The 23432-nt window shown below is 53.1% G+C and carries 21 protein-coding genes; 12 read left to right on the top strand and 9 right to left on the bottom strand.

The genetic code is table 11. From position 1 onward, the window contains the following. The first annotated feature begins 2 nt into the window (after positions 1-2). The 4 genes from LQ229_RS14870 (at position 3) to LQ229_RS14855 (ending at position 2941) form a co-directional block, all read left to right on the top strand. Positions 3-803, top strand: coding sequence for an alpha/beta hydrolase (locus tag LQ229_RS14870; protein WP_230192153.1), 801 nt, complete (start codon positions 3-5; stop codon positions 801-803). A gap of 177 nt (positions 804-980) precedes the next feature. Continuing rightward, on the top strand, positions 981-1904 hold the full coding sequence (locus tag LQ229_RS14865) for an ABC transporter ATP-binding protein (protein WP_216536905.1): 924 nt from the start codon (positions 981-983) through the stop codon (positions 1902-1904). Then, complete coding sequence (locus tag LQ229_RS14860) at positions 1897-2592, top strand: ABC transporter permease (protein WP_230192152.1); 696 nt, start codon at positions 1897-1899, stop codon at positions 2590-2592. The genes LQ229_RS14865 and LQ229_RS14860 overlap by 8 nt, the downstream gene beginning before the upstream one ends. A 103-nt stretch (positions 2593-2695) precedes the next feature. Beyond that, positions 2696-2941, top strand: coding sequence for a hypothetical protein (locus LQ229_RS14855; RefSeq protein ID WP_230192151.1), 246 nt, complete (start codon positions 2696-2698; stop codon positions 2939-2941). Between the two features lie 56 nt (positions 2942-2997). Here LQ229_RS14855 and LQ229_RS14850 read toward each other — a convergent pair whose 3' ends face one another. The 7 genes from LQ229_RS14850 to LQ229_RS14820 all read right to left on the bottom strand — a co-directional run bounded on the left by LQ229_RS14850 (position 2998) and on the right by LQ229_RS14820 (position 12663). Further along, positions 2998-4620: a response regulator gene (locus tag LQ229_RS14850; protein WP_230192150.1), complete on the bottom strand. Its 1623-nt coding sequence runs from the start codon at positions 4618-4620 to the stop codon at positions 2998-3000. A gap of 36 nt (positions 4621-4656) precedes the next feature. Further along, complete coding sequence (locus LQ229_RS14845; RefSeq protein ID WP_230192149.1) at positions 4657-6432, bottom strand: sensor histidine kinase; 1776 nt, start codon at positions 6430-6432, stop codon at positions 4657-4659. A gap of 10 nt (positions 6433-6442) precedes the next feature. Next, positions 6443-7750, bottom strand: coding sequence for an ABC transporter substrate-binding protein (locus tag LQ229_RS14840; RefSeq protein ID WP_230192148.1), 1308 nt, complete (start codon positions 7748-7750; stop codon positions 6443-6445). Between the two features lie 41 nt (positions 7751-7791). Then, positions 7792-9537, bottom strand: coding sequence for a family 43 glycosylhydrolase (locus LQ229_RS14835; RefSeq protein ID WP_230192147.1), 1746 nt, complete (start codon positions 9535-9537; stop codon positions 7792-7794). A gap of 9 nt (positions 9538-9546) precedes the next feature. After that, entirely contained in the window at positions 9547-10380 is an 834-nt protein-coding gene (locus LQ229_RS14830; protein WP_216536911.1) for a carbohydrate ABC transporter permease, read from the bottom strand. Then, positions 10380-11276, bottom strand: a complete 897-nt coding sequence (locus LQ229_RS14825; protein WP_230192146.1) for a sugar ABC transporter permease — start codon at positions 11274-11276, stop codon at positions 10380-10382. The genes LQ229_RS14830 and LQ229_RS14825 overlap by 1 nt, the downstream gene beginning before the upstream one ends. An 88-nt stretch (positions 11277-11364) precedes the next feature. Further along, the gene (locus LQ229_RS14820; protein WP_230192145.1) at positions 11365-12663 is read right to left on the bottom strand and encodes an ABC transporter substrate-binding protein; all 1299 of its coding nucleotides are present in this window, start codon (positions 12661-12663) and stop codon (positions 11365-11367) included. 233 nt (positions 12664-12896) lie between these two features. On the opposite strand from LQ229_RS14820, the gene pdaA reads away from it, so the two are divergent. From pdaA to LQ229_RS14785, 7 genes are all read left to right on the top strand, one after another. After that, positions 12897-13646, top strand: a complete 750-nt coding sequence (gene pdaA / locus LQ229_RS14815) for a delta-lactam-biosynthetic de-N-acetylase (RefSeq protein ID WP_230192168.1) — start codon at positions 12897-12899, stop codon at positions 13644-13646. A gap of 150 nt (positions 13647-13796) precedes the next feature. Next, the gene (locus LQ229_RS14810; protein WP_216536914.1) at positions 13797-14204 is read left to right on the top strand and encodes a GntR family transcriptional regulator; all 408 of its coding nucleotides are present in this window, start codon (positions 13797-13799) and stop codon (positions 14202-14204) included. Next, positions 14201-14914 carry an ABC transporter ATP-binding protein gene (locus LQ229_RS14805; protein ID WP_216536915.1) on the top strand — a complete coding sequence of 238 codons (714 nt, stop codon included), beginning with the start codon at positions 14201-14203 and terminating at the stop codon, positions 14912-14914. Before LQ229_RS14810 ends, LQ229_RS14805 begins: the two co-directional genes overlap by 4 nt. Further along, on the top strand, positions 14911-15684 hold the full coding sequence (locus tag LQ229_RS14800) for an ABC transporter permease (protein WP_216536916.1): 774 nt from the start codon (positions 14911-14913) through the stop codon (positions 15682-15684). The genes LQ229_RS14805 and LQ229_RS14800 overlap by 4 nt, the downstream gene beginning before the upstream one ends. A gap of 61 nt (positions 15685-15745) precedes the next feature. After that, the gene (locus LQ229_RS14795; RefSeq protein ID WP_216536917.1) at positions 15746-16138 is read left to right on the top strand and encodes a hypothetical protein; all 393 of its coding nucleotides are present in this window, start codon (positions 15746-15748) and stop codon (positions 16136-16138) included. Positions 16139-16151: 13 nt separating this feature from the next. Beyond that, on the top strand, positions 16152-17099 hold the full coding sequence (locus tag LQ229_RS14790) for an ABC transporter ATP-binding protein (RefSeq protein ID WP_216536918.1): 948 nt from the start codon (positions 16152-16154) through the stop codon (positions 17097-17099). A gap of 16 nt (positions 17100-17115) precedes the next feature. Next, positions 17116-18261, top strand: a complete 1146-nt coding sequence (locus tag LQ229_RS14785; protein ID WP_216536919.1) for an ABC transporter permease — start codon at positions 17116-17118, stop codon at positions 18259-18261. Between the two features lie 11 nt (positions 18262-18272). Here LQ229_RS14785 and LQ229_RS14780 read toward each other — a convergent pair whose 3' ends face one another. Then, the gene (locus LQ229_RS14780; RefSeq protein WP_216536920.1) at positions 18273-20423 is read right to left on the bottom strand and encodes a YhgE/Pip domain-containing protein; all 2151 of its coding nucleotides are present in this window, start codon (positions 20421-20423) and stop codon (positions 18273-18275) included. Positions 20424-20566: 143 nt separating this feature from the next. Here LQ229_RS14780 and LQ229_RS14775 point away from each other — a divergent pair, with 143 nt between their 5' ends. Beyond that, on the top strand, positions 20567-21391 hold the full coding sequence (locus LQ229_RS14775) for an EcsC family protein (RefSeq protein ID WP_216536921.1): 825 nt from the start codon (positions 20567-20569) through the stop codon (positions 21389-21391). A gap of 507 nt (positions 21392-21898) precedes the next feature. Here LQ229_RS14775 and gdhA read toward each other — a convergent pair. Continuing rightward, entirely contained in the window at positions 21899-23281 is a 1383-nt protein-coding gene (gene gdhA, locus LQ229_RS14770) for an NADP-specific glutamate dehydrogenase (RefSeq protein ID WP_216536922.1), read from the bottom strand. Between the last annotated feature and the right edge of the window lie 151 nt (positions 23282-23432).

The raw sequence follows: 23432 nt of genomic DNA, 5'->3' as shown, positions 1-23432 counted from the left end.
TTTTGTCCGTTTGGCCGGTTCCCTACGATACGCTGGATATTTCGACCCGTTTCGGGACGACTCATGTCATCGCATGCGGAAAGCCTGAGGCTCCCCCCTTGCTCCTGTTGCATGGCATGACCGCAAATTCTACGATGTGGAAAGAGAATATCGCCGATCTGAGCGGCCGATATCGCACCTATGCCGTCGATGTGATGGGGGACTTCGGGAAAAGCGTTGTGACCAAACCGTTGCAATCCCCGGAGGATTGCAACCTTTGGCTAAGCGACGTTCTCGACGGGCTCAGATTGGGAAGGACGAATGTATTGGGACATTCCATGGGGGGATGGTTGGCGCTGAATTTTGCGCTGCATGCGCCCAGGAAAGTGAATCGCCTCATTCTGCTCGCTCCGGTCGGGGCGTTCTATTCGATTCCGCTGCAGTTTATGTTCAAAGTGTACCCGGCCTTGCTGCTGCCGAGCCCGCGGAGAATTGAACGGGCATGGAACTGGTTTCTGGCGAAGGGCAACCGGCTGGACGAGCTTGCGATGGGCCAAGCCGTGGAAGCGTATACTCATTGCCGCATGCTGCTTAAAGTAATACCGAAACGGTTTGCGCAAGAGCAGTTGCAGCAATTGGCGGTTCCGACCCTGTTCCTCGTCGGAGAGGAAGAGGTCATCTACAATGCCCGCAAGGCGGCCAAACTTGTCCGTAAACTGATTCCAACCGCGGAGACGGAAATCGTTCCTCGCGCCAGCCATTGCTTGAATGCGGAACAAGCGGAAATCGTCAACGGGCGTATCTTGCGCTTCCTGAATCAATAAGACGGACCTATGGTCCGGGGGTTATAGAAGAAGCTTATGGAGTGAATACCGAGGGGATTCGTCTCTATAAGCTTTTTAACGCTAGGGAGCTTAAGAAATTTGTAAGAATCGGGTAAGAAAAAAGATAATCTCATCTTTTAACATAAGAAGCAGCGAAGAGAGAGAGGAGATAGAAACATGTCCTATATATTGCGGACTCATCATGTCACGAAAACATATCAAGGCAAGGAAGCCGTGTCGGATGTCAGCATGAATGTAAGAAAAGGAGAAATCTACGGGTTTTTAGGGCCGAACGGGGCGGGAAAAACGACCATGATGCGCATGATCACGAATTTGGTGAAGCCGACCGGCGGCGAGATAGAAATATTCGGCGAACGATTGGCCGACGCCTCGTACGGAGTATTGGGGAGGATAGGTTCAATCATCGAGTACCCGATTTTCTATGATAGACTGACAGCCTATGAAAATTTGGATATTCATTGCGAGTATATGGGCTATCACAACAAGAAAGCGATTGGCGAAGCGCTGAAACTGGTCAATTTGTACGGAATCGAAGGAAAAGCGGTCAAGGACTTTTCGCTTGGCATGAAGCAAAGATTGGGCATAGCGAGAGCCGTCTTAACGAAACCGGAATTGTTGATTTTGGATGAACCGATTAACGGCCTCGATCCCGTAGGCATTAAGGAACTGCGCGATTTGTTCAAGGTATTGTCGCGGGAATATGGAATTACGCTTTTGATCTCCAGCCATATTCTAGGCGAAATCGAGCAGATTGCCGATACTGTCGGTGTCATTAACGGCGGGAAAATGATACAAGAAGTGTCCATGGAGCAGATTAAGGAACGGAACGTCGATTATATCGAATTGACGACGGACGATTGCGCCAAAGCGGCGTTTGTGCTGGAACATCATCTGAACATATCCAACTTGCGCGTGATCGACAACCGCTTCATCCGGGTGTACGACGGGGGATTGAACCAAAGCGAGCTAACGAAGTCGCTCGTTATGCACGATATCGCTATTGAATCGATCCGGAAGCAAAACAGCTCGTTGGAGGATTACTTCTTGCAATTGTTGAATGGGGGTGAAATGAGTGCTTAAGCTAATGAGATTGGAAATGCGCAAGTATAAGCTTGGCGTTTACATCCGCTCGGCCTTGATTGCCAATCTAATCATTTTCGGCTTTTTATGTCTTATCTCCTTTGTGGAGAAATTCGAGGGCGAGGCCATATTTACGGATTACGCGACGGCTTTCTTGCTCATCGATACGATCGTCAGAGCGACGTTTCTCGTTTTCGCATCGGTACTTATGGCTCGCATAGTCATAGGCGAGTTCAATAACAAATTGATAACGGTATTGTTCATGTATCCGATCAACCGGATCAAATTGATGCTCTCCAAGCTGATTATTGTTGTCCTGTTTACCTTTATATGCATGATCGTCTCAAATGTATTGCTGTACGCCGCCTTCTATATCTTCGATTCTTTTGCCGATGTCGTTCCGGCAAAGCTAACGGCATCGTTGATCGCGCAGAAGGCGGTATGGATCCCGATCGACGCCGCATTGAGCAGCATGATCGCTTTGATCCCTCTCTATTTCGGAATGAGAAAATATTCGTCCGCGACGACGATCGTATCTTCCTTCTTGCTTGCAATCGTCGTCTGCCAAGATACGAACGGCTTTTCCGTCTTTACCTCATTCATTTCGGTAGCTGTTCTGTTGGCGGGGGTCGGCGTATTCCTCGCGTTTCTGTCGATCAGAAAGATCGAGCATGCCGATGTGGTGTAGATCACGCCTCCGTATATTTTTGTCGTTTTGTGCGTTTGAATGAAGCCATTCTTTCGACTCTAGCATTCTCTAATACTATCTTAGTAAAAAGGAGTTGAAACAATTGGCGGATATCGTAACGATTCGAACGAGACGGGATCAGGCAGGAGTACGGAGAATCAGCGGGGTATGCGTGATCGGCAGCTCCGCGCCATGCCAAGGATTCCTGGTAGTTGGGCGGCGTTTCGCCCCGGCTCGCAGATGCCTGCTGGAAAACGGTTTTGTGATTGTTTTCCAAAGCGGCGGAGTTTTTGTGTTCCGGCGCAAACGGCGCAGCCAGCGCAATCAGGGCAACCAGGGCAACCAGTAACGATCTAATCGAAAGGAACCCCGCTTCGCGCGCGTGAAGCGGGGTTCTTATTGCCCTTAACGTTCCGGTTCATGGCTGCTGCGGATCCGATCGCGGAAATCCTTGGGCGTTACGCCCGTTTCCTTCTTGAATACGCGGTTGAAGTGGCGGATATTCGCAAATCCGGTTTTTTCGGCGATCACGGCGATTTTGTCGCCGGTGAAGGCGAGCCGCTTTTTCGCCGCTTCCACGCGAATTTCCGTCAGTTTTTCGATAAACGATTTGCCGGTACGTTGCTTGAACAACGTGCTGAAGTAGGCGGGGTTCAAATAAACGGCGTCGGCGACTTCCTTGAGCGTGACGGGCTGGTCGAAATGCCGCTCGATAAAGCGCAGCGACTTATCGATCGGACCGGACTCGAACGGGGCGGTTCCGCCCCCGATGCATTCCGTCAATCGAGTTAACAGGGTCCGGCACGCTTCAATCAATTCGTCCCGAGCCGATAAGGAACATACGTCAACCAGAACGGAGCGGATGTCTTTCTCGCCCAGCCAACGTTTGGAAATGCCAAGCTCCAGCGCGAGCTCATAATAATGAATCAATAATTTGCATACTTGCTGATGCACCGCTTCCGGATTTTTCGCCTGCCGGCACAGGTCGGTGATGACCGTTTCGACGCGCCTGCTCGTTTCCTCCGGCCGTCCTTCGTTGATCGATTGTTCCAGCGCCTCCCATGACCATTTTTTCATGCCGGTTTGAACCGCCCGGCCGGCCGCCGTTTGCGCATAGTCGAGCACTTTATCTCCTCCGACGATCAATCGGTATAACAAGGCGATCTCCGCTTCATTGTACGTTCGCGGGATTTGCCGAATCCCCTCCGCGGGTTGTCCCATCCCGATCGTCACGGTCAGATTGGACAACGATTTGATCTGTTTTCGAATCGTTTCCGCCGCTTCAGCGATATGATCCATTGCGGAAGGATGGGGCAAATTCAGCAGCCCCACCACATCGGTATCCGACATGACGAAGCAGAACGCTTTCGCGCGCCTGTTCAAAATTTCCTGGGCAAATTGCTGAATATACAGATGAAATAACGAAGGATCGGCCCGCTTGAACCGGTCCCGGCCGACGGAACTTTTATCCATTTTGATCACGATGCACATATAGTAGGGATGCGTAAAATCGACGCCGATTTTTTGCAACAGTTGCAATTCGCTCTCATGCATGCTCCCCCGCAAAAAGCCGGCGATCAGATGCTCGCTCACATGCTGCCGGATCAAGTAATCTTCTTTCGGCGCGATGGCTTTCGAATCCCGCTGCGCCTTGTTCGCAAGTTTCCGCTTCATCTCGCCGAGCACGCGCGCCAACTCGTCGCGTTCGATCGGCTTCATGACGTAATCTTTGGCGCCTTGCCGGAGCGATTGCCGCACATAGGTGAAGTCGTCGTAACCGCTGATGACAACGCATAGCAGATCCGGAAAACGTTCCCGGGCAACTTGCTGCAGCTGAATTCCGTCCATTCGGGGCATGCGGATATCGGTCAAGAGCACTTCGGGCTGCAGCGTCTGCAGCATGTCGAGCGCTTCGTACCCGTCCCGCGCTTCCCCGACCACTTCCCAATCTTGATCCATAGCGGAAATCATCGAACGCAACCCTTTGCGGAAAATCGTCTCGTCGTCTACAATCAAAATTTTAGGCATGCAGAAACCTCCTCCACGTCTGCGGCCGAACCGGGGTCACAGGTTGACCGGCAGCGATAACGTGACCTTCACACCCTGAAAAGGCATGCTCTGCAAGGCGACTCCGTAACCGCTGCCGAAATGAAGCACGATTCGGCGATGCACGTTTAACAATCCGTTTCCCGTCGTGCCTCCCACATCTTTCGTTTCGCGCAAGCGCCGCCGCACTTCTTCCAGCTGTTCGTTCGTCATGCCGATGCCGTCGTCTTCGACGACGATGTACAGCGTGCCGCCGTCTTGCCGGCTCGACAGCCGAATGCAGCCGTTCCCGACGCCTTTGTCCAAGCCGTGATTAATCGCATTTTCCACGATCGGTTGAATCATGAGCGGAATAACTTTGCAGCGAAGAACGGCTTCGTCCGCCTGCATGTCAAAATGGATTCGATCTTCATACCGCATTTTTTGAATCGTCATATATCCTTTTACATGCTCGAATTCTTCCCGCAGCGTTACTTTCTCTTTCCGGTCGCTCAGGCTGTACCGCAGCAAGCGGCTTAAATTATTCGCCATCGTCACGATCTCGCGGTTGCCTTCCACTTCCGCATACATGCTGATGGAGCCGAGCGTATTGTAGAGAAAATGCGGGTTAATCTTGCTTTGCAATGCCGCAATTTGCGCGTCCTTCTCGCGGATTTCCGTCTCATACAACAAATATCCGAGCTCGCTCAGCTTCGAAACCATCATATTGAAGGCATTGCCCAGATGCCCGACCTCATCCCATTGCGTTACCGGGAACGAAACGAGAAGATCGCCGCGCTCCACCTTGCGCATTAATCTTCGCAGCTTGCGCAGCGGCATCGTGATGCGGTAAGCGAGAAAGACCGAGAGCAGCAGCGCAAGCCCGATGCAAATCGTTCCGATCAATAGAATCGAATTGCGGACGACGACGCTGTCCTTCATCAGCTCGTCCACCGGCACGACGCCTACCGTCGTCCAGTTCGTGACCGGCGACGTCACATAGGCGGCGAGCAGACGCTCGCCTTGATCGCTCAGATGAGATACCCCTTCGCCGCTGAGCGCGCCCAGGCCCGACCATACCTCGGAATTGGTTTTGCGGATGACCAAATTACCGAGTTTGTCCGTAATGTAGAGAGACTCTCTCTTCCCCAGGCTGACTTGGGATAAAATTTGCATAATCAGCTTCGGATCGATATCGATGACGATGTAGCCAAGCGTCTTGCCGGTATCGAAGCTGCGCAGCTCGCGGGCGATCGAGAACACCTGATAGGCCGTGCCGCCGGTCGATTTCACCTCATGGGTCGTAATGAACGCCGGTTGCCCGAATTGGCCCTGGGCTTTCTTCAACCAATCCGCGTTGTCGTCGAGCTTATAGGTCGTCACGTACTGGCTTTCCGGCAGCACCACATAGGAGGCGCCGTTCTCGCCATACAATGAAACGCCCATAATATCGACTCTTCCGTTGAGGAACACTTTGGAGACGAATCCGTTCAATTGGTCGATCTCTTCCAAGGTGAGCGGCTGCCCTTGTTCCCGGGGGGCTTCCAAATAATCGAGAATTTCTTGATATTGATAAGGCATGATGGAGAGGCGGTTCAATTCATTCATATAGGTATCGATATTTAACGTCGCCTGCTTTAACGTTTGAAGCTGGTAATCCCCGACGTTCTTTTCCATCGTTTTCGTAAAGCTGGAGAAAGCGAACATCGCGATAATGCCGAACGGAATGACGATGAGAATGAAGTTGATCCAGATCAGCTTTCGTGCCAGTTCCTGATTTTTAAACCGTTGCAAGGCGGTTCGAACGATTCTCATGCTTGTCTCCTTATTTGGCTAATTCGCTATTGACCCGCTTGGCCGCCGCGCGCAGCGTTTCCTCGGGCGTTTGCCGTCCGTAGTTCATCTTCTCGAACTCCTTAATGAGCCATTCGACAACGGTCCATTGCTTCACATGGCGCGGCCAATAAGCGACATAGTTGGCGGTTGCCGCATAATCGCTTCGGTATTTCAAGCCTTGAAACGCATCGCTCCCGAGCACCTTCGTCGCGCTTGGGACATGCCCCGCCTCCGCCCACATCTCGCCATGCTCGACGATCCATTGGGCGAATGTCGCAACCGCCTTCCGTTTGGCATCGGACATTCCATGCTTGGTAGGGATGGCCAGCGTATGCGAATCCCCCCATACCGCAGGACGATCGTACAATACCGGCATGGGAACGACGCCGAAATGAAGCGCTTTATTATGTTCGAATGCGCCGGTGCCCCACATTCCGGTAATGAGGACCGCCGCTTTGCCGTCGTAGAACATTTTGAAGGCATCGTTAATGTCCGGCGGAATGAGCTCGGAACGGTACAGGTCGTGAATCAATTCGAGCGCTTGCAGCGATTGGGGGTTATCGAACACCGCCTTGGTGCTATTCTCGTCGTAGAACGCGCCTCCGCCTTCCATCTGGTTGTACAAGCTCCACCACAGCCATACCGAGTCGATGCGGGTGCTTGGCTGCGCCATCGGGGCGACGTCCGGCGGTACGGCAGCTTTGATCGCTTGCAGGAAAGCGACGAACCCTTCCGGCCCCGCCTGGATGACCGGTTTCTCATCGGCGCCCAATACGCCGGCCGCCTGCAGCCACGTCTTGTTGTAATACATAACGAGAGCGTGCGTATCCAGCGGCACGGCGTACGGAATGCCGTCGTATACGGTGGATTCGAGAATGTTCGCATTGAATTCGTCCCAGCGCAGGCCGACTTCCTGCGCGGGTACCGTTAAATTTTCGATATAGTTGTTCTGTACGAATTGGGGCAAGATTGTCGTATGAATGATGGCGACATCCGGGGCGTTGCCGGATAGGATCGCGGTGCGCAACCGGGAATAGTATTCGTCGAGCCGCGAGTTCACTTGAACGACTTGAATGCTGCCGTGTTCCTTGTTAAACCGTTCGACCATTTCGGTCATAAACTGGTTGTCCCCGCCGCTGAACGGCGTCCAATATTCAAGCCGGATCGGCGGTTCTTTGCCGGGGCTTGCGTCGTTCGGGCGCGGCGCTTCATCGGCGCATCCGGACAAGATGACGGCAATGAGAACGATGGCGAGCCGCAAGCCCGCCTTTCCCGAGAAAATCGCAACAATCTTCATGCCGATGCCTCCCTATCGCTTTCGTCGATCGCCCGAACGAATCATCGCGTAATATCGATATAATCAAGGTTCAGACGACCCGTTGCATTTTCAAGTGTAATGACATTCGTCCCGGACTTCAACTTCATTTCGACGGCCGCAACGATGTATTGATTGCGTTCCGTTGCTGGGATGGCGAGCGATCGCTTCTTCCCGCCGTCCACCTTGATATCGAGCGCGGCATCGCTTCCGGACGGATTCGATACGGCAAGCCCCAGCCGGTATGTTCCGGGTACAGGCACGTTGACTTGGGCGAAACGAAGCGCCGTCCCTTTACCGCCCTCGATTTGCGCGATGCCGGAGCCGGAGGCGTGCGGATGGTCTGCCGTCGCCGCCATAGATTCGGCTTGCGCGGACTCCGCCTCGTACCGGGGAATTTCAACGGCTTCCACCTGCAAGCCGTCATCCGCAAGCGGGAATCCGATCGTATTGTGGCCGGACTGCAAAGGCACGAAAGCATACGCATAACCGGGCGCATCCGCTTCGGTCGCCGGCAGCGCGGCCGTGCCTGCTTGTTCGCCGTTTACCCATATGTCGAGCGAGCGCGAAGCCCCGGCTGGATTCCGGTAATGGATGAGCAGAGGCGCTTCGGTCTCGACGCTTGACGGAATGAGATCGAATTCAAGCTTGCCGGAAGCGGCGTTCGCATGTTCCGCCCGGAACACGCCCGAGCCCGCAGGATTCGGAATCGCCGTATCGAGCGATAACGGCTTGCCGAAATGCGGCGTACCGTCTTCGTTCCATTCGATCTTCTGCGCGCGCGCTTTGCGGTTGTTCCAACCGTCCGTATAACCGCTCGTGGCATGGTATACGATCCAATGCTCCGTGCCGTCCGGGGACGCGACGAACGTATTATGTCCCGGGCCGTATACTTCCGCCTCTTCGTCCATTTGCAGCAACGGCTGCGCCGATTTCGTCCAGGCGGACGGATCGAGCGGATCTCCGCCCGGCGCAAGCGCGAGCATGCCGAGGCTGTAGAACGGGGTCCAGCTTCCGGCCCCGGAATAGACGATAAACAGCCTGCCGTCTTTTTTCAGGATCGCTTGCCCTTCGTTGATGAACGGCGGTCCCCCGGCTTGTTCCCATTCCAGATCGGGCTCGGACAACAATACTCTCGGCCCGCTAATGGTGAGCGGATCGCTCATCGGGGCGATATACGTATTCTGCCGGATGTTGACATCGCCTTCCCAGCCGGACCAGACGAAGTACAGCTTATTCTCATGCTCCACCGCCAGCCCGTCGATCGCCCAGCGGTTCGTTTCGTCGGTTACTTGGCCTTTGAACGTATAGTCGCCCATGGGATCCTCTGTATCGGCTTCCAGCGCGTACATGCGATGATTCTCGTTCGCCCCGTCGTCCGCGGCGAAATAAATATACCATCTGCCTTGCAAATGTTGAATTTCAGGCGCCCAAATGCCGGACGAGTACATTGTATCCGGCGGCGGATACCAGACGACTTTCCGCTCCGCTTGGCGAAAATCGAGGGTCCGCGATTTCATGACCATAATATCCGCTCCGTTATGCGTAAACGTCATATAATAGTATCCGTTCGCGTAGACAATGCTGGGATCCGGCGTATCGATTTCCGCCAGCGTATTTTTGAATGTGCCGCCGTGCCCGTTGTACGGCGCGTTTGCCGTTTTGTCTCCGATGCCGTTTGTTGCCAATGACCATCCCCCCCATAGAAGCAGAGCGGCGGCGCATACCGCCGCGACAAGCAGCAAGATGCCGGTTCTTTTCGCTTTCATAGTTCCCCCTTACTTGATGCCCGATTGCGTAATCGCTTTGACGAACGAGCGCTGTCCGAAGATGAAGACGATCAGGACGGGAAGCGTGGCGATCGTCGTCATGGCCATCAACTTGCCGTAAGATTGCGTGTAGCTGCCCTGGGCCATCATGGCGATGCCCGCCGTAATCGTGCGCATTTCCGGAGATGTTGTGGCATATAACGGCCAGACGAAATCGTTATACACGCCCATAAAGGTAAAGATGCATAGCGTGACCATAATCGAGACGGACGACGGCAGCAAAATCCGCGCGTAAATCTGCCATTTATTCGCCCCGTCGATTCTGGCGGCTTCCTCGATCTCCTTCGGAAACGAGATGAAAAATTGATACAACAGAAACACCCCGAATGCGCCGGCCGAATATGGCAAAATTAAAGCGGAGTACGTATTGATCAATCCCAATGCGTTAAACTCCATATACATCGGCAAGAAAGTCAATACGCCCGGAATCATGAGCGAGGCGACGAATATGGAGAACAGCGTCTTGCGGAACGGGAGGTCGGTAAGCCGCGCCAAGGCGAAAGCCGCCATCGAATCGAACAACAGCACGATTCCGGTTCCCGCCATTCCGACGAACAACGAGTTGCCGATCCAGCGTAATATCGGCACGTTCATTAGCTCGCCGTTCAATCCGAGGATGTAATTTTGCAGCGTCGGTTTGTTCGGAATGAAGTTCATTTTCCCCGCCAGCGCTTCGAAATCGTTTTTGAAGGAAGTGGACAGCATCCAAACGAGCGGGAGAAGAAATGCGGCGGCGATGATGATCGCTGCCAGTACCCATAGAAACGTGTTGGCTTTTCTCATTATGCATCCTCCTTCCGGGCATAGGTGAGACGGTATTGAACGACCGAGACGATCATAATTAATATCGCCATTAGAATGGCCATGGCGGAAGCGGAGCCCATTTCCTTCCGAATGAACGCTTGATCGAGCACGTTGATCAGCAGCACTTTGGTCGAATCGCCGGGTCCGCCCCGCGTCAATAGAAACGGCTGCGCATAAATGTTGAACGAAGCGATCGTGGAAGTGACCATGACGAACAGCATGACGGGCCGGATGGAAGGCAGCGTAATCCGCGCGAATTTATGCCAGGCGTTCGCGCCGTCGATCGAAGCCGCTTCGTAATAATCGTCGGGAACCTGGTTCAAAGCGTTAATGAAAATGATCATATTGAATCCGATCGTCCACCACAGCGTTGTGGAGACGAGCGAAACCCAAGCCCAAGGCTGGTCGGTCAGCCACGGAACCGGGGGAATGTTCATTTTTCCGAGCAAGCTGTTGAGAAAGCCTGCGTTCGTATCGAATATCATGAGCCATATGACAGCCATGACCGAAGCGGAGATGGCATACGGCATAAAGTAGAACGTGCGGAACAAGCCGCGGATTTTGCCGGGAAGGCGGTTGACGAGCAGCGCCAGCCCCAGCCCGACGATAATGAGCAGCGGAACGGAATAGAGGACGAACTGCGCCGTCGCCCATAGGCCGTCGAAGAAAATGCTGTTCAAATACGTGCCTGGGGTGAAAATTTTCAGGTAATGCTCGAACCCGACAAACTGATGCGTTACGGATAACAATTCGAAATGATGCAAACTAATATAGAAGCCGTACAAGATCGGGAAGAGCAGGAAAGCCGCGAAACAAAGCAAATACGGCAGAACGAATAAAGTAGAAGTCAAGCGAGATTGCAGCGTGCTTTTCAATGAGAATCCCTCCTTATGAAGGTAGAGAGAAAGACGGGAGCGTCTCATCGGATTCCCGTCTTCCACCGTGCCCTGCATTTGCGCTGCTTTAATTTTTCATCGCTTGTCTCGATTTCGCCGCGGCGTCGTCCATCGCTTGCTGCGCGTCTTTCTTGCCGAGCAGCGCATTGTTCAGCTCGCCCCAGATCGGCTCGGAAATCGTCCCCCAATTCAGCACGTTCGGCGCGAATTGGACGTAGGAGAAGCTGGATGCGATATTGTTTTGCACTTCAAGCTGCTTGAACTCTTCGCTTTCGAGCATCGGTTTGGCGGCGAGCGCCTGGCCGGATGCCGCCCAATCCATCGAATTGGTTGCGACATATTTCAGAAAATCGCCGATGCCGGCAATTTTGTTCTCATCGGCAAGATCTTTCGGAATGACGAAACCGTGCGAACCGGCGAATACGGCCTGCTTCGCTTTGCCGATTTGCGGCACCGGCGCAACCCCGTAGTTCAGGCCGGCTTCGTCGAATTGCGATTTCATCCAAGGGCCGTTGAACTGAATCGCGTTTTTGCCTTGCAGGAACAACGTATTCTCTCCGTCCTGCTGTACATTGCCCGGCGAGTATCCTTTATCGACCAGGCTGCGCATCCATTGCACCATTTCAACCGCTTCCGGGGAATTGTAAGCGACGTCGCTGCCGTTCCACAGCTCGCCGCCGTTCTGCCAGACGAGGGTCGGGAAGATAAACTGCTGCGGCCATAAGGTCGGCAGCACATATCCGTATACGCCCTTGTCTTTATCGGTCAGTTTCTCCACGGCGGATTCGAATTCCTCCCGGTTTGTCGGCGGGTTTTGGATTCCCGCTTGCTCGAACAGATCCTTATTGTAATACATGACGAGCGGATGAATATCGAGCGGGATTTCGTACCATTTGCCGTCGATGGTGGCGTATTCGACCGGCGCCTCGACATAATCTTCCTTATTGATGCCCGCCGACGCCGCAATGTCGTCCAGAGGCTGCAATTGCCCCTTGTTGACGTAAGTCGGCACCGTATCGACATGCATAATCATCAAATCCGGGCGCTCTTTGGACGAACTGAGAGCGACATCCAACTGCTTGTAATATTCGCCGTTCGGCTGAATGACGAAATTGACCTTATACTGATCCTGCGAAGCGTTGTATTGATCTACGATTTTTTTCATGAACGGGCCGTCGGAGCCGGAGAACGGGCTCCAGAACAAAATTTGCGTCGTTCCGCCTCCGCCTCCGCTACCGGCGTTTGTATCCGGCGCCGAGCCGTTCCCGCTGCCCGCATCTTTGCCGCCGCATCCCGCGGCGACAAGCGCGACGACTGCGAGCATGAGCAGCATGCTCGACAAACTCTTGTACACTTTCTTCATCATCTCGTTACCCCCTATTTCGATGTTGAAAGATTCAACTTCGATCTTTCATGACTTCATCATATAAGGATCCGCCGCTCTCCAAAATGTCGCTTTTTTGGAATCGATGGACATATTTTTGGGTTGAAGCGCAAGGGATATAACTCGAACATTTCGCTAATGATAACAATAACCAATGATGGAATAGGAGTGAAACGGTGAGAAAACGGAAACTGGCATGGATTGCGTTCGCCGCCATATGCGGGTTGCTCATATCGCTGCAAGGGACGGCTGCCGCCCGGGCGGACGGAGCTTACCACTTCGGTTTTAAAAGAGGCGGCAACGGCAGCCCGGCTTCGATCAACGAGGAAGGATTCAAGGATATATTGCAAAAGCATCAAGCGATTTTTCTCGGGGATACGTCGCAGAAAGAATTGTATCTCACGTTCGATAACGGTTATGAAAACGGGTATACGGCCAACATTTTGGATGTGCTGAAAGCGAAGAAGGCACCGGCGATTTTTTTCGTAACCGGGCATTACGTGAAGGATCAGCCCGATCTATTGAAGCGGATGACCGCGGAAGGCCATTTGATCGGCAATCATTCCTGGAGCCATCCGGACATGACGCAGGTGTCGGACGAGCGAATCGCCGAGGAACTGGCCCGCGTCAAACAAGCGGTTGCGAGCGTCACCGGCCAGCAAGAGATGCCTTTCCTGCGCCCGCCCAGAGGAATTTTTAGCGAAAGGACGCTCAAGGTGAGCCGGGAACAAGGTTATACTAACGTGTTCTGGTCGATCGCCTACAAAGATTGGGATACCCAGGATCAAAGAGGCTGGCGTTATGCGTATGACCGTGTCATGGCGCAGCTTCATCCGGGCGCGGTCATTCTGCTCCATTCCGTCTCCAAGGATAATGCCGAGGCTTTGGGCCAAATGATTGACGACGCGCGGAAACAGGGATATGAATTTAAAAGTTTGAGCCAGCTTCAAACGAAGCATTATTGAATGCTGTGCCGTATAACAACGCTCTTGGCCATGAAGCCGGGGGCGTTGTTCTTATTTTCAGCAAATTTCCTGCTTGCATTAAGTGTATTAAGTGATATAATACACTTAAATCACCGATGTCGACGATGCGGTGAGACAGGAGGAACGGCCATGGAAGAACAACGGGTTGGCTCGCTTCGATTCCGAATCGACTTCAGTCAACCGTTATACGAACAAATATTGGATCAAGTGAGAAGCTCGATCGCAAAAGGGGAGATCGAATTGGGAGAGAAGATGCCTTCGGTACGGGAATTGGCGCAGCAACTGCGGATGAATCCGAACACCGTTATGCGTGCCTATCAGGAATTGGAGCGGGACGGCTTAACGGAGAAGCGGCGGGGACAGGGGACGTATGTTACCTCATCGCTCGAGCGCGTCCAATCGTTCCGGCAAGATCTTGCCGCAAGGTATATCGATACGTTTCTGGATCAGATGAAGAGTCTGGGGCTGTCCTGGGCCGACATTCAAAAATATATTGAGCAAAACTATGATTCGGATAAGGGAGGAACACCATCATGACGCAGCCCATCATTGTTTCCGAACAGGTGACAAAGCGTTACGGCAACAAAAAGGCGCTCGACGGATTGGATATCGTCATTCCGACCGGGAGAATCGCCGGCATCCTCGGCCCGAACGGCTGCGGGAAATCGACATTTTTCCGTACGCTTACCGGGCTCGTCAAGCCGGACCAAGGGAAACTCGCAGTGCTGGGGCAACCCGCAGGCTGGCAAACGAACCGCGGCATCGCTTATTTGCCGGACCGGGCCCGGTGGTACCCCAACCATACCGTTCTGCAGGCATTCGAATGGGGGCAATCGTTCCTGCCCGGCTTCCGCATGGATCAGGCGCAGAAATTAGCGGGATTCATGGATATCGAAATCGAGATGAGAGTCGGAGGGATGAGCCGCGGACAGGAAGCCAGGGTGATGCTTATTCTTTGTTTGGCGCGCGAAGTGCCGCTCGTCATTCTGGACGAACCGTTTGCGGGAATCGACGTTATTTCCCGGGAAGCCATCGTTTCCGGTTTGATCGATTATTTGGAAGAACGCGATCAGACGGTATTGATCAGCACGCATGATATTCGGGAAGTCGAAGGGCTGTTTGACTATACGGTCATGATGAATCAAGGTCGAGCCATTTGGTCGGGGGAGACGGAAGATTTGCGGGCGGAATACGGATCGTTGCATGACGTCTTTCGGACTTTGTATAAGAAGGAGTGGAAACATTGAATTCGACCGGAACGTTTTGGGCGCTTGTACGCCATGAATTCAAATGGAAGGGAAGCCGGAGGAAGCAGCAGCGGCCGTCGGTCGCGAAGTGGTGGTGGATCGTTTATTTATTGCTGTTGGTCGCTATCGGCATCGGGGCAACCGTTTATTATGCCCTCCAGGACGAACTGCGGCTGGGAGGGCTTTGGTTTGTTACGACAGGTTTCCCGTATATGATGTTTTTTTTCGGTTTCGGAACGGCGAAGAGGGAATGGGAGAACGAGACGCACGGATGGTGGCTGACTTTGCCGTACTCGCGCCTTAGCCTCGCGGGAGCCAAATGGTTCGGCGCATGGCTGCGGACGATCGCGATCCTTGTTGCCGCCTATGCGATCCTATCGGTATATGCCTTGTTTATCGCGGTGACGCTCGGACATCATACGCTTGCCGAAGTAGGCGGTTTCATGGTGGCGGGAATCAATTGGCTCATTCTTCCTGCCGGATTTAGCCCGCTTATTATCGCGCTTGGAATGGTAACATGCCTTTCGCAGTATAGCTCCCTTCGTCCGCTGACTCCGCTTCTTTGGGTCGTCATTATGAGCGGAATGAGCTTTATCTACTGGGCACCCGGCTTCGGATGGTCCGATGCGGACAACTTATTATTGTCGGAGGGGAAGGCGATTTGGTTCCCGTTCTCATGGATCGTACCGGCTTGCATGGCGCTCAGTTGGTTGGCCGCATACTTGCTCGTTCGGTTGTGCGCCTATATTCTGGACCGTAAATTATCTTAAGGGTCCGGTTTTGCGGGCGGGAAGGATCACCGATTTGATCATCCGGAAGGAGGCGGGTACCTTGAGAAACAGGTCGATCTATTATTATGGTCTCGTATTTTCCATTCTCTGCATCGTGTTTCTCGCGACAACGGTCAAAGCTTTGGCCGACCGCCAGCCTTTATTTTATTTCTTTATGCTGATTTTCGTCATCGGATTGCTTGTCGGTTATTTTCGCTATTATGTCAGGGTCAAAAGAAAGGAAATGGCGGATCGGAACAAATGGCAAAAATACGGGCTTTTACTGCTCTTTATTGCGATCTATGCGGTGATTCGATACGGCGTAAGAGAGCTGATTAGCAACGAGGTATCCGGTCAAGATTACGGAATTGTGCTAGCTTTCTTTATACTTGGCCTATTTATATCTTATTTCGGTTGTTATTCGTTTTATTTGTGGAAAAGAAATGGAGTATGAAGGGGGAAAGATCATGACACAGGCAACGATTCAATCGGCCGCGGAAACGATTTTGGAAGTTTCGAACTTGCGCAAATCGTATGCCAAGAAACAAGCGCTTCAAGACGTAACCTTCTCGCTCAAGGCGGGAACTTCCTTCGGTTTTCTCGGACCGAACGGGGCCGGGAAATCGACTACAATGAAAATATTGACGGGAATCGTGAAAGCGGACGGCGGGTCTGCCCGATTGTTCGGACGCGAAATGACGGAGAACCCCGATGCGGTCTCCCGTTACATCGGTTATGTGCCGCAAGAGATTACGCTGTACGAGAAGCTGAGTGCTTACGACAATCTCGAATTTTTTGGGCAAACATACGGCATTCGCGGCAATGAATTGAAACGGCGCATTTACGATGTGCTGGAGAGAACAGGGTTGTCGGAACGGGCCAAGCAGGAGGTGCAGACTTTCTCCGGCGGGATGAAAAGGCGCATCAACATCGCCGCGGCATTGCTGCACCGGCCGAAGCTGCTCATTCTCGACGAGCCGACCGTGGGCATCGATCCGCAGTCGCGCAATCATATTTTCGATTTGATCCGGGAGTTGAACCGGGAAGGCGTGACGATCATTTACTCGACGCACTATATGGAAGAAGTGGAAGCGCTGTGCGACGAAGTGGCGATTATGGACCAAGGTTCGGTGAAAGCGATCGGTCCGCTGGGCGAATTGCTCGAACGCTACGGCCGCAAGGCGATTTATTTGGAAGCGGCCGGCTTGAGCGAGCCGCCGCACGATCCGGATGTGTTCCATGCGCACAAGGAAGGCTCGGGATGGGTTCTGGAAACCGAGCGGGTCGGTACGGTTATGCAGCGGCTATTGGGGCAAGCGTCGCAGCAACGATGGGATGTCAAGCAATTGGAAGTGGTTAGGCCGTCGCTGGAAAGCGTCTTTCTGCGCGTCACTGGAACCGCATTGAGAGACTAGGGGAAGGAGAATAGAGATGAAGGCGATTATTGTCAAAGAATTAAAGCTCATACGGAAAGATAAGCGCAGCTTCTTCTTCCTGCTGCTGATGCCGATCTTGTTTATTGTTATGTTCGGAACGGTGTTCGGCGTCGGCTCCAATGATTCTTTTTCGATTGAGATTCAAGCCGTTGACCAAGACGGAACGGAGGCGTCGCGGGCGTTCCTCGGCCAAGTGGGACAGGCGATGACAGTGAGCCTGGAGGAAGCAGCCAGCTTGAACGACCAGATCGACCGTATCAAGCAAGGGCAGTTCTCGGCCGTTCTGGTCATTCCAAGCGGCTTTGAAACAGCCATGAAGAAGGGGGAAGTGGCGGGCATTCAACTGTACGAGGATCCTGCGGCCCAATCTTCTCTTGCGCCAATCCAAGCGATATTGAACGGCATCTCCAATGAATACCGTGAACAGAAACTGTCCCATGCGCTGATCGCCAAAGGAGAGACGAAAGCCCAAGCGGAGCAAACGCTGGCTTCTCCCATCCGTATCGATCATGTGCCAACATCGTCCGAGCGCGTGGATGTGATCGCTCAACTCGTCCCGGGCATGACGGTGATGTTCGTATTTTTCATTATGATTACGATGTCGCGGCGGTTTTTCGAAGAGAAGAAGAACGGGCTGCTGGCAAGAGTCCGCAGCACGGCCGTCAAGCCGCTTCAGTACTTGATCGGCATGTGGGTTCCGTTCGTGCTGACCGTGATCGCGCAATGCGTCGTCCTGTTCGCTTTCGGGCATTTCGTCTACCATTTGAATTTGGGAGACGTGGCGGCGCTCGCGATCATCGTCGCGGCGTTAAGCATTGCAGGAACCGGCATTGGGCTAGGCTTGTCGTTCATCGTCCCCGGCGAGGGTGCGGCCATGGTGACCACCCAGCTCATTGCGACGGGCGGCGCGATGATTGGCGGATTGTGGATGCCCTCTTACCTGATGCCGCCATTCGTTCAAACGATCGGCCATTTCACGCCGCAATATTGGGCGCAGCATTCCTTGCAGAATGTCATGGCGCACGGCGCCCATATCGGCGACGTCATGGGGCCGGTACTCGTGCTGCTGACATTCGGGCTGGCAGGGCTGGCCGTAGCCGTCGTCAGACTGCCCGGATATATGCGTTCCGCATCGAACTAGCGGAATAACGCTTAATGGATCAGCCCGCTCTCCTTCGCCTTGCGAACGAAGCGGGCGCTTGCTTTGTTGATCGGCGTTTTAAGCGCCAGGCCGATCACGAGCGCGATTCCCGCGTAGACCGCCATCATGATCAAGTCGCGCCACACAATATCCCACAGGATGCCGCCGACGGCTTCCCGCATCATGCTAATGGCGTAGGTAAACGGCAAATAGGGATAAATGGCTTGGAAAAAAGGCGGCGTCACCTGGATCGGGAACGTGCCGCCGGAGCCGGCCAACTGCAGCACGAGCAGCACGATCGCCATCGCTTTGCCGACATTGCCGAACACCGATACCAGCGTATATACGATCAACATGAATACGAGGCTAAGCAGCAATCCGAAGCCGATAAACCATATCTTGTTCAGCACGTATGCGCCCAACAAGTAAATATCGCCGAGCGTGACGAACAGCGCCTGCAATAAGGCGATCGTTGCGAAGGTGAAGTATCTTCCGAAATAGATTTGCACGTTGGTAAACGGCTTGCTTCCGTTATGGACGTCCACCGTCAGCAAGGAGACGAGGAGCAAAGCGCCTACCCATAACGAAAGCGTCGTAAAAAACGGCGACATCGCCGAACCGTAGTTCGGAATCGGGTATAGTTTCGTTTCTTTCAAAACGACGGGCTCGGCGAAAAACTCGCTCTCTTTTTCAAAATTATGCTTTAACAACGAAATGATCTCTTCAATTTCTCCTCGCGCTTGTAACGCCCTCATTTTGTCCGCGATATCTTTTATTTTCGCTTGGACGAAGGGCAGTTCTTTTTGAATGGCCGCAATCTCATCTTGTCCTATCGCTAGAATCCGGGAAGCGTCCTTCAAGATTTGGTCTGCGTCCGGCACCCGGGCAAGCGCCCCCGCAAGCAGGGATTGCGCCGAATCGACCGCATTCTTGGCGTTTCCCAGCCCCTCAAGCACTTTCGGCTTGATTTCGCGATCGTACCGGTCCAGCAAGTCGCCGGTCAGCGCCGCCGTTTCCTCGGCGAGCCGCTCGAACCGGTCGACGAGCTCGGCGGAGGCGGCTTCTCCGCGGCCGATGGCGTCCTTCAGTTCCGCTGCGATCGTTTGCTGCTGCTCCAGTCTCGTTCGGATCTGCTGCAGCTTATTCGTCACGGAGGTGAACGGAGCGCCCGGCGTGTAGCGGTTCAGCCTGTCGAACCAGCCGCTCAGCCCGTCTGCTAACGTTATAGCCGTGCCCAGCCGCCTTGCGGCTTGATCCAACACCTGAACGGCAAGCGACGGGTCCGTATTGGCGTCGCGGAGGATCGAGGCGACTTGCGCCATCGCGAGCGCGGTTTGCTGCAGCGACCCGAGATCCTGTTTGATATAAGGGGATATGGCCTCGACTCCTTCCCGGCTGTACCCGAGAAGCTGGCTTAGGCCGCGCGAGAAGTTCTCCGCCTTTTTGCCGATCTCGACGATCGCGGGGAGATTGGCCTGCGCTTCGCCGACGATTTGATTCGCTTTAGTGACGTCGTTCAACGCCGTACTCACCGTGCGATTGATTTCGGGAAAGGAAGCCTCCAGGCGAAAGACCAAATTTTTTACCTTTTCGATCGTCGGCAATTCGTTCTTCAATTCAACGCCCAGTTCGTTAAAAGCTCTGAAAATGGCCCCGTTGGCCGTTTTCACAAAATTGGAGCTAACTTGATCGATAATGTTCGAGGCACCTTTGGATGTGATTTTCGGAGCGACGGCGTTAATTTTTTCGTTGACATAATAGAAAATTTCCGCCTTGACCGGTTCGTTGGACAGCACCGTGGCGATTCGTCCGGAGAATTCCTCGGGAATGACGATGCTGGCGTAGTACGTCCCATGCTTGACGCCGGATAACGCTTCTTCCTCGTCCACGAACGTCCAGCCGATTTGCCGGTTCTCCCGCAACGAAGCGACGATTTCTTTCCCGATATTGATGGGCCTATCCAGTATGGTTGCTCCCCGGTCGTTGTTGGCCACCGCGATTGCGATGCCTCGGGTGTTGCCGTAAGGGTCCCATGACGCTTCGATATTAAACCAGGCGTAAAGAGAAGGCAGGATGGCGAGCCCGGACAGGATGACTGCCGCTGCCCAATTTCGTACGATATGTTTTAAGTCCGTTATGTAAAGAAACCAAATGTTTTTCATCGCGTCCCGGCGCCCCCAACGATTTCCTTTTCGTTATATTGTTGCATAAAGGACGGAGAACTATCCTTCCCAAGCGTATTGAAACGGCGTCGGTTTCATATCGTATTCAGTGTTATAGATTCCGGAAGGAAAGGAAGACGAACATGTACAATGAATCGCAAACCGAGCTCATGCGGGAGCTTGCCGTCGTCGAGAAGTGGGAGATAGAGCAGCGGGATTTGTGGTTCTGGGAGAAGCTTGGCCGATTGCCGTTCGTTCTGTTGGACCGGTTGACGCCGAAATTTTTGCAGGACAAAATCGGGCAAATCATCGACGAGATCGGCGCTTACGTACAGACCGGCGGCCGATACTTGGTCAATGAGAACGGCATATTGCGGCAGTTGGAGCGTCAGGCGAGGCAAACCTATGGGCAAGCGGATGCGGTAACGTTGGATAATGCGCATTCTTTACCGCTCGGCGCGATGGATAGGACGGCGGCGGAATTGCAGCATTCGCGCAAAAATATGGCCTTTTTCCAAGGGGCTACGACAGGCTTCGGCGGTTTGTTTACGCTCGCCATCGATATTCCCGCCTTGCTCGGGCTCTCGCTCAAAGTATTGCAGGAAACCGCCATCTGCTACGGCTTCGACCCGAACGATCAAGCCGAACGTGTCTTTATCGTCAAATGCTTGCAGTTCTCTTCTTCGGATATTGTCGGCAAGCAGGCGATTTTGGACGAGCTGGCGTCTTTCGACGGCGAGCTGCGCCATCAGCAGGTCGTCTCGCAGCTTCAAGGCTGGAGGGAAACGATTACGGCGTATGTCGACAACTTCGGTTGGAAAAAGCTGTTCCAGATGATTCCGGTCGCCGGCATGGTATTCGGCGCGTTTCTGAATAAATCGACGGTGGAGGATGTAGCCGAAACAGGGAAAATGCTGTACCGCAAGCGGAGAATTCTGATCAAGCTGGGGGCAGCCGACCAAGTGTAGCGGACGCCGGAGGAAAAGCGTCATTCATCACTAGCGATGCATGGAATGTTTTGTTGCGTTTCAGGCCGATGGCGCGGCGCCAAGGGATGAGCTCCGCAAACCGGATACATTCTCAGGCCGATCGCGCCGTGGCATCGGGTCAAAATACGGTCTTGTGCACCGTTCATTTCCCTAAACCGACGAATGGGGCCGCACATGTTGTACGGAATACAACATAATGAGGGATATAAAGGCATATAAAGAGCATTTATGCTGCACTTTGTACAACATTATCGCCGATAAAAGGGCACGATAGCCCGTTTTGCCACCAGCATGCTGTAAAAACTACAACATAGGCATCATGAATATATGGGGAGGATGTGAAATGTTGTATTTTATGCAGGATAGATCCCCGCTTTCGCAGGCAGGACGACATTATTCCTATCAAAGTGAGGAACCGACCATCGCAAAACCGCCCCTCGTCATGTCATGCAAGACATGGAGGGGCGGTTCAAGTTTCGATATAGACTACACAACGCCTTGTGCCAGCATAGCGTCGGCCACTTTCAAGAAGCCCGCGATGTTGGCGCCGACGACCAAGTTGCCGGCATAGCCGTACTCTTCGGACGCTTTCACGCTGTTATCGTAAATATTTTTCATGATTTGATGCAATTTCGCATCGACTTCCTCGAACGTCCAGGAATATCGCATGCTGTTCTGCGCCATTTCCAATGCGGATACGGCAACCCCGCCGGCATTCGCCGCTTTCGCAGGCCCGAACAGAACGTTATTGTTCAGGAACACTTCGATCGCTTCCAGCGTAGAAGGCATGTTCGCGCCCTCCGCAACCGCTTTGACTCCGTTATCGACCAGAATTTGCGCCGATCGCTCGTCAATTTCGTTTTGCGTTGCGCAAGGAAGCGCGATATCGCAAGGAATCGTCCAGATTCCTTCGCAGCCTTCCGTGTAAACGGCATGCGGATGCTCGTTCACATATTCTTTAATCCGCTTGCGCTCGACTTCTTTCAGTCTTTTGACCGTAGCCAGGTCGATGCCGTTCTCGTCGTAAATATATCCGTTCGAATCGCTGCATGCAACGACCTTCGCGCCCAGTTGCTGAGCCTTCTCGATCGCATAGATGGAGACGTTGCCCGATCCGGACACGACGACGGTGCTGCCGTCCAGGCTCAAGTCCTTCGATTTCAGCATCTCTTCGACGAAGTATACGCAACCGTAACCTGTCGCTTCCGTTCTCGTCAAGCTTCCGCCGTAGACGATGCCTTTCCCTGTCAGCACGCCCGCTTCGTTGCCGCCGCGAATGCGTTTATATTGTCCGAACATATATCCGATTTCTCTTGCGCCTACCCCGATGTCGCCGGCAGGAACGTCCGTATCCGGTCCGATATATTTATACAGTTCTGTCATAAAGCTTTGCGTAAACCGCATAATTTCATTATCCGATTTGCCCTTCGGATCGAAGTCCGAACCGCCTTTGCCGCCGCCGATCGGTTGTCCGGTCAAGGAATTTTTAAAAATTTGTTCGAATCCGAGGAACTTGATGATGCTGGCATTGACGGAAGGGTGGAAACGGATGCCGCCTTTGTAAGGTCCGATCGCACTGTTGAATTGAACGCGGAATCCGCGGTTGACCTGGACTTTGCCTTGATCGTCCAGCCAAGGAACCCGAAACGAAATGACTCTCTCCGGTTCTACGATCCGTTCCAAAATAGCATGGTTCATATATTTAGGTTGTTTCGCGAATACAGGGACGAGGGAATCCAATATTTCTTTGACGGCTTGGTGGAATTCGTTCTCGTTCGGATTGCGTTTCTTTACCGTCTCGAAAACTTCATTCACATATTGTTTGGCTGCCGTAAAATTTTCCGTTTGAGCTTGTTGAGTGATGGTCATGCGTGCTCCTCCTTAATAATACAAAGATTTCGCCCGGTCGGGTTCACGTTGTGAGAATTCCTTCTCACGTTGTAAGATTATCTTACATTATGCATAATGATAAATCCAATAGAACGTTAAGATAAAAGTAATAAAAAAAATTAATCAATGT

Source organism: Paenibacillus sp. CECT 9249, from assembly GCF_918697855.1.
GTDB lineage: Bacteria > Bacillota > Bacilli > Paenibacillales > Paenibacillaceae > MSJ-34.
The sequence above is the reverse complement of the archived record's forward strand: the minus strand, read 5'-3'. Positions and strand labels throughout refer to the sequence as shown.

Coding starts and splice junctions, on each gene's coding strand:
- LQ229_RS14865 (WP_216536905.1), top strand. CDS start 981: ATGTCCTATATATTGCGGACTCATCATGTCACGAAAACATATCAAGGC.
- LQ229_RS14850 (WP_230192150.1), bottom strand. CDS start 4,620: ATGCCTAAAATTTTGATTGTAGACGACGAGACGATTTTCCGCAAAGGG.
- LQ229_RS14845 (WP_230192149.1), bottom strand. CDS start 6,432: ATGAGAATCGTTCGAACCGCCTTGCAACGGTTTAAAAATCAGGAACTG.
- LQ229_RS14840 (WP_230192148.1), bottom strand. CDS start 7,750: ATGAAGATTGTTGCGATTTTCTCGGGAAAGGCGGGCTTGCGGCTCGCC.
- LQ229_RS14835 (WP_230192147.1), bottom strand. CDS start 9,537: ATGAAAGCGAAAAGAACCGGCATCTTGCTGCTTGTCGCGGCGGTATGC.
- LQ229_RS14830 (WP_216536911.1), bottom strand. CDS start 10,380: ATGAGAAAAGCCAACACGTTTCTATGGGTACTGGCAGCGATCATCATC.
- LQ229_RS14820 (WP_230192145.1), bottom strand. CDS start 12,663: ATGATGAAGAAAGTGTACAAGAGTTTGTCGAGCATGCTGCTCATGCTC.
- LQ229_RS14810 (WP_216536914.1), top strand. CDS start 13,797: ATGGAAGAACAACGGGTTGGCTCGCTTCGATTCCGAATCGACTTCAGT.
- LQ229_RS14805 (WP_216536915.1), top strand. CDS start 14,201: ATGACGCAGCCCATCATTGTTTCCGAACAGGTGACAAAGCGTTACGGC.
- LQ229_RS14790 (WP_216536918.1), top strand. CDS start 16,152: ATGACACAGGCAACGATTCAATCGGCCGCGGAAACGATTTTGGAAGTT.
- LQ229_RS14785 (WP_216536919.1), top strand. CDS start 17,116: ATGAAGGCGATTATTGTCAAAGAATTAAAGCTCATACGGAAAGATAAG.
- LQ229_RS14780 (WP_216536920.1), bottom strand. CDS start 20,423: ATGAAAAACATTTGGTTTCTTTACATAACGGACTTAAAACATATCGTA.
- LQ229_RS14775 (WP_216536921.1), top strand. CDS start 20,567: ATGTACAATGAATCGCAAACCGAGCTCATGCGGGAGCTTGCCGTCGTC.
- gdhA (WP_216536922.1), bottom strand. CDS start 23,281: ATGACCATCACTCAACAAGCTCAAACGGAAAATTTTACGGCAGCCAAA.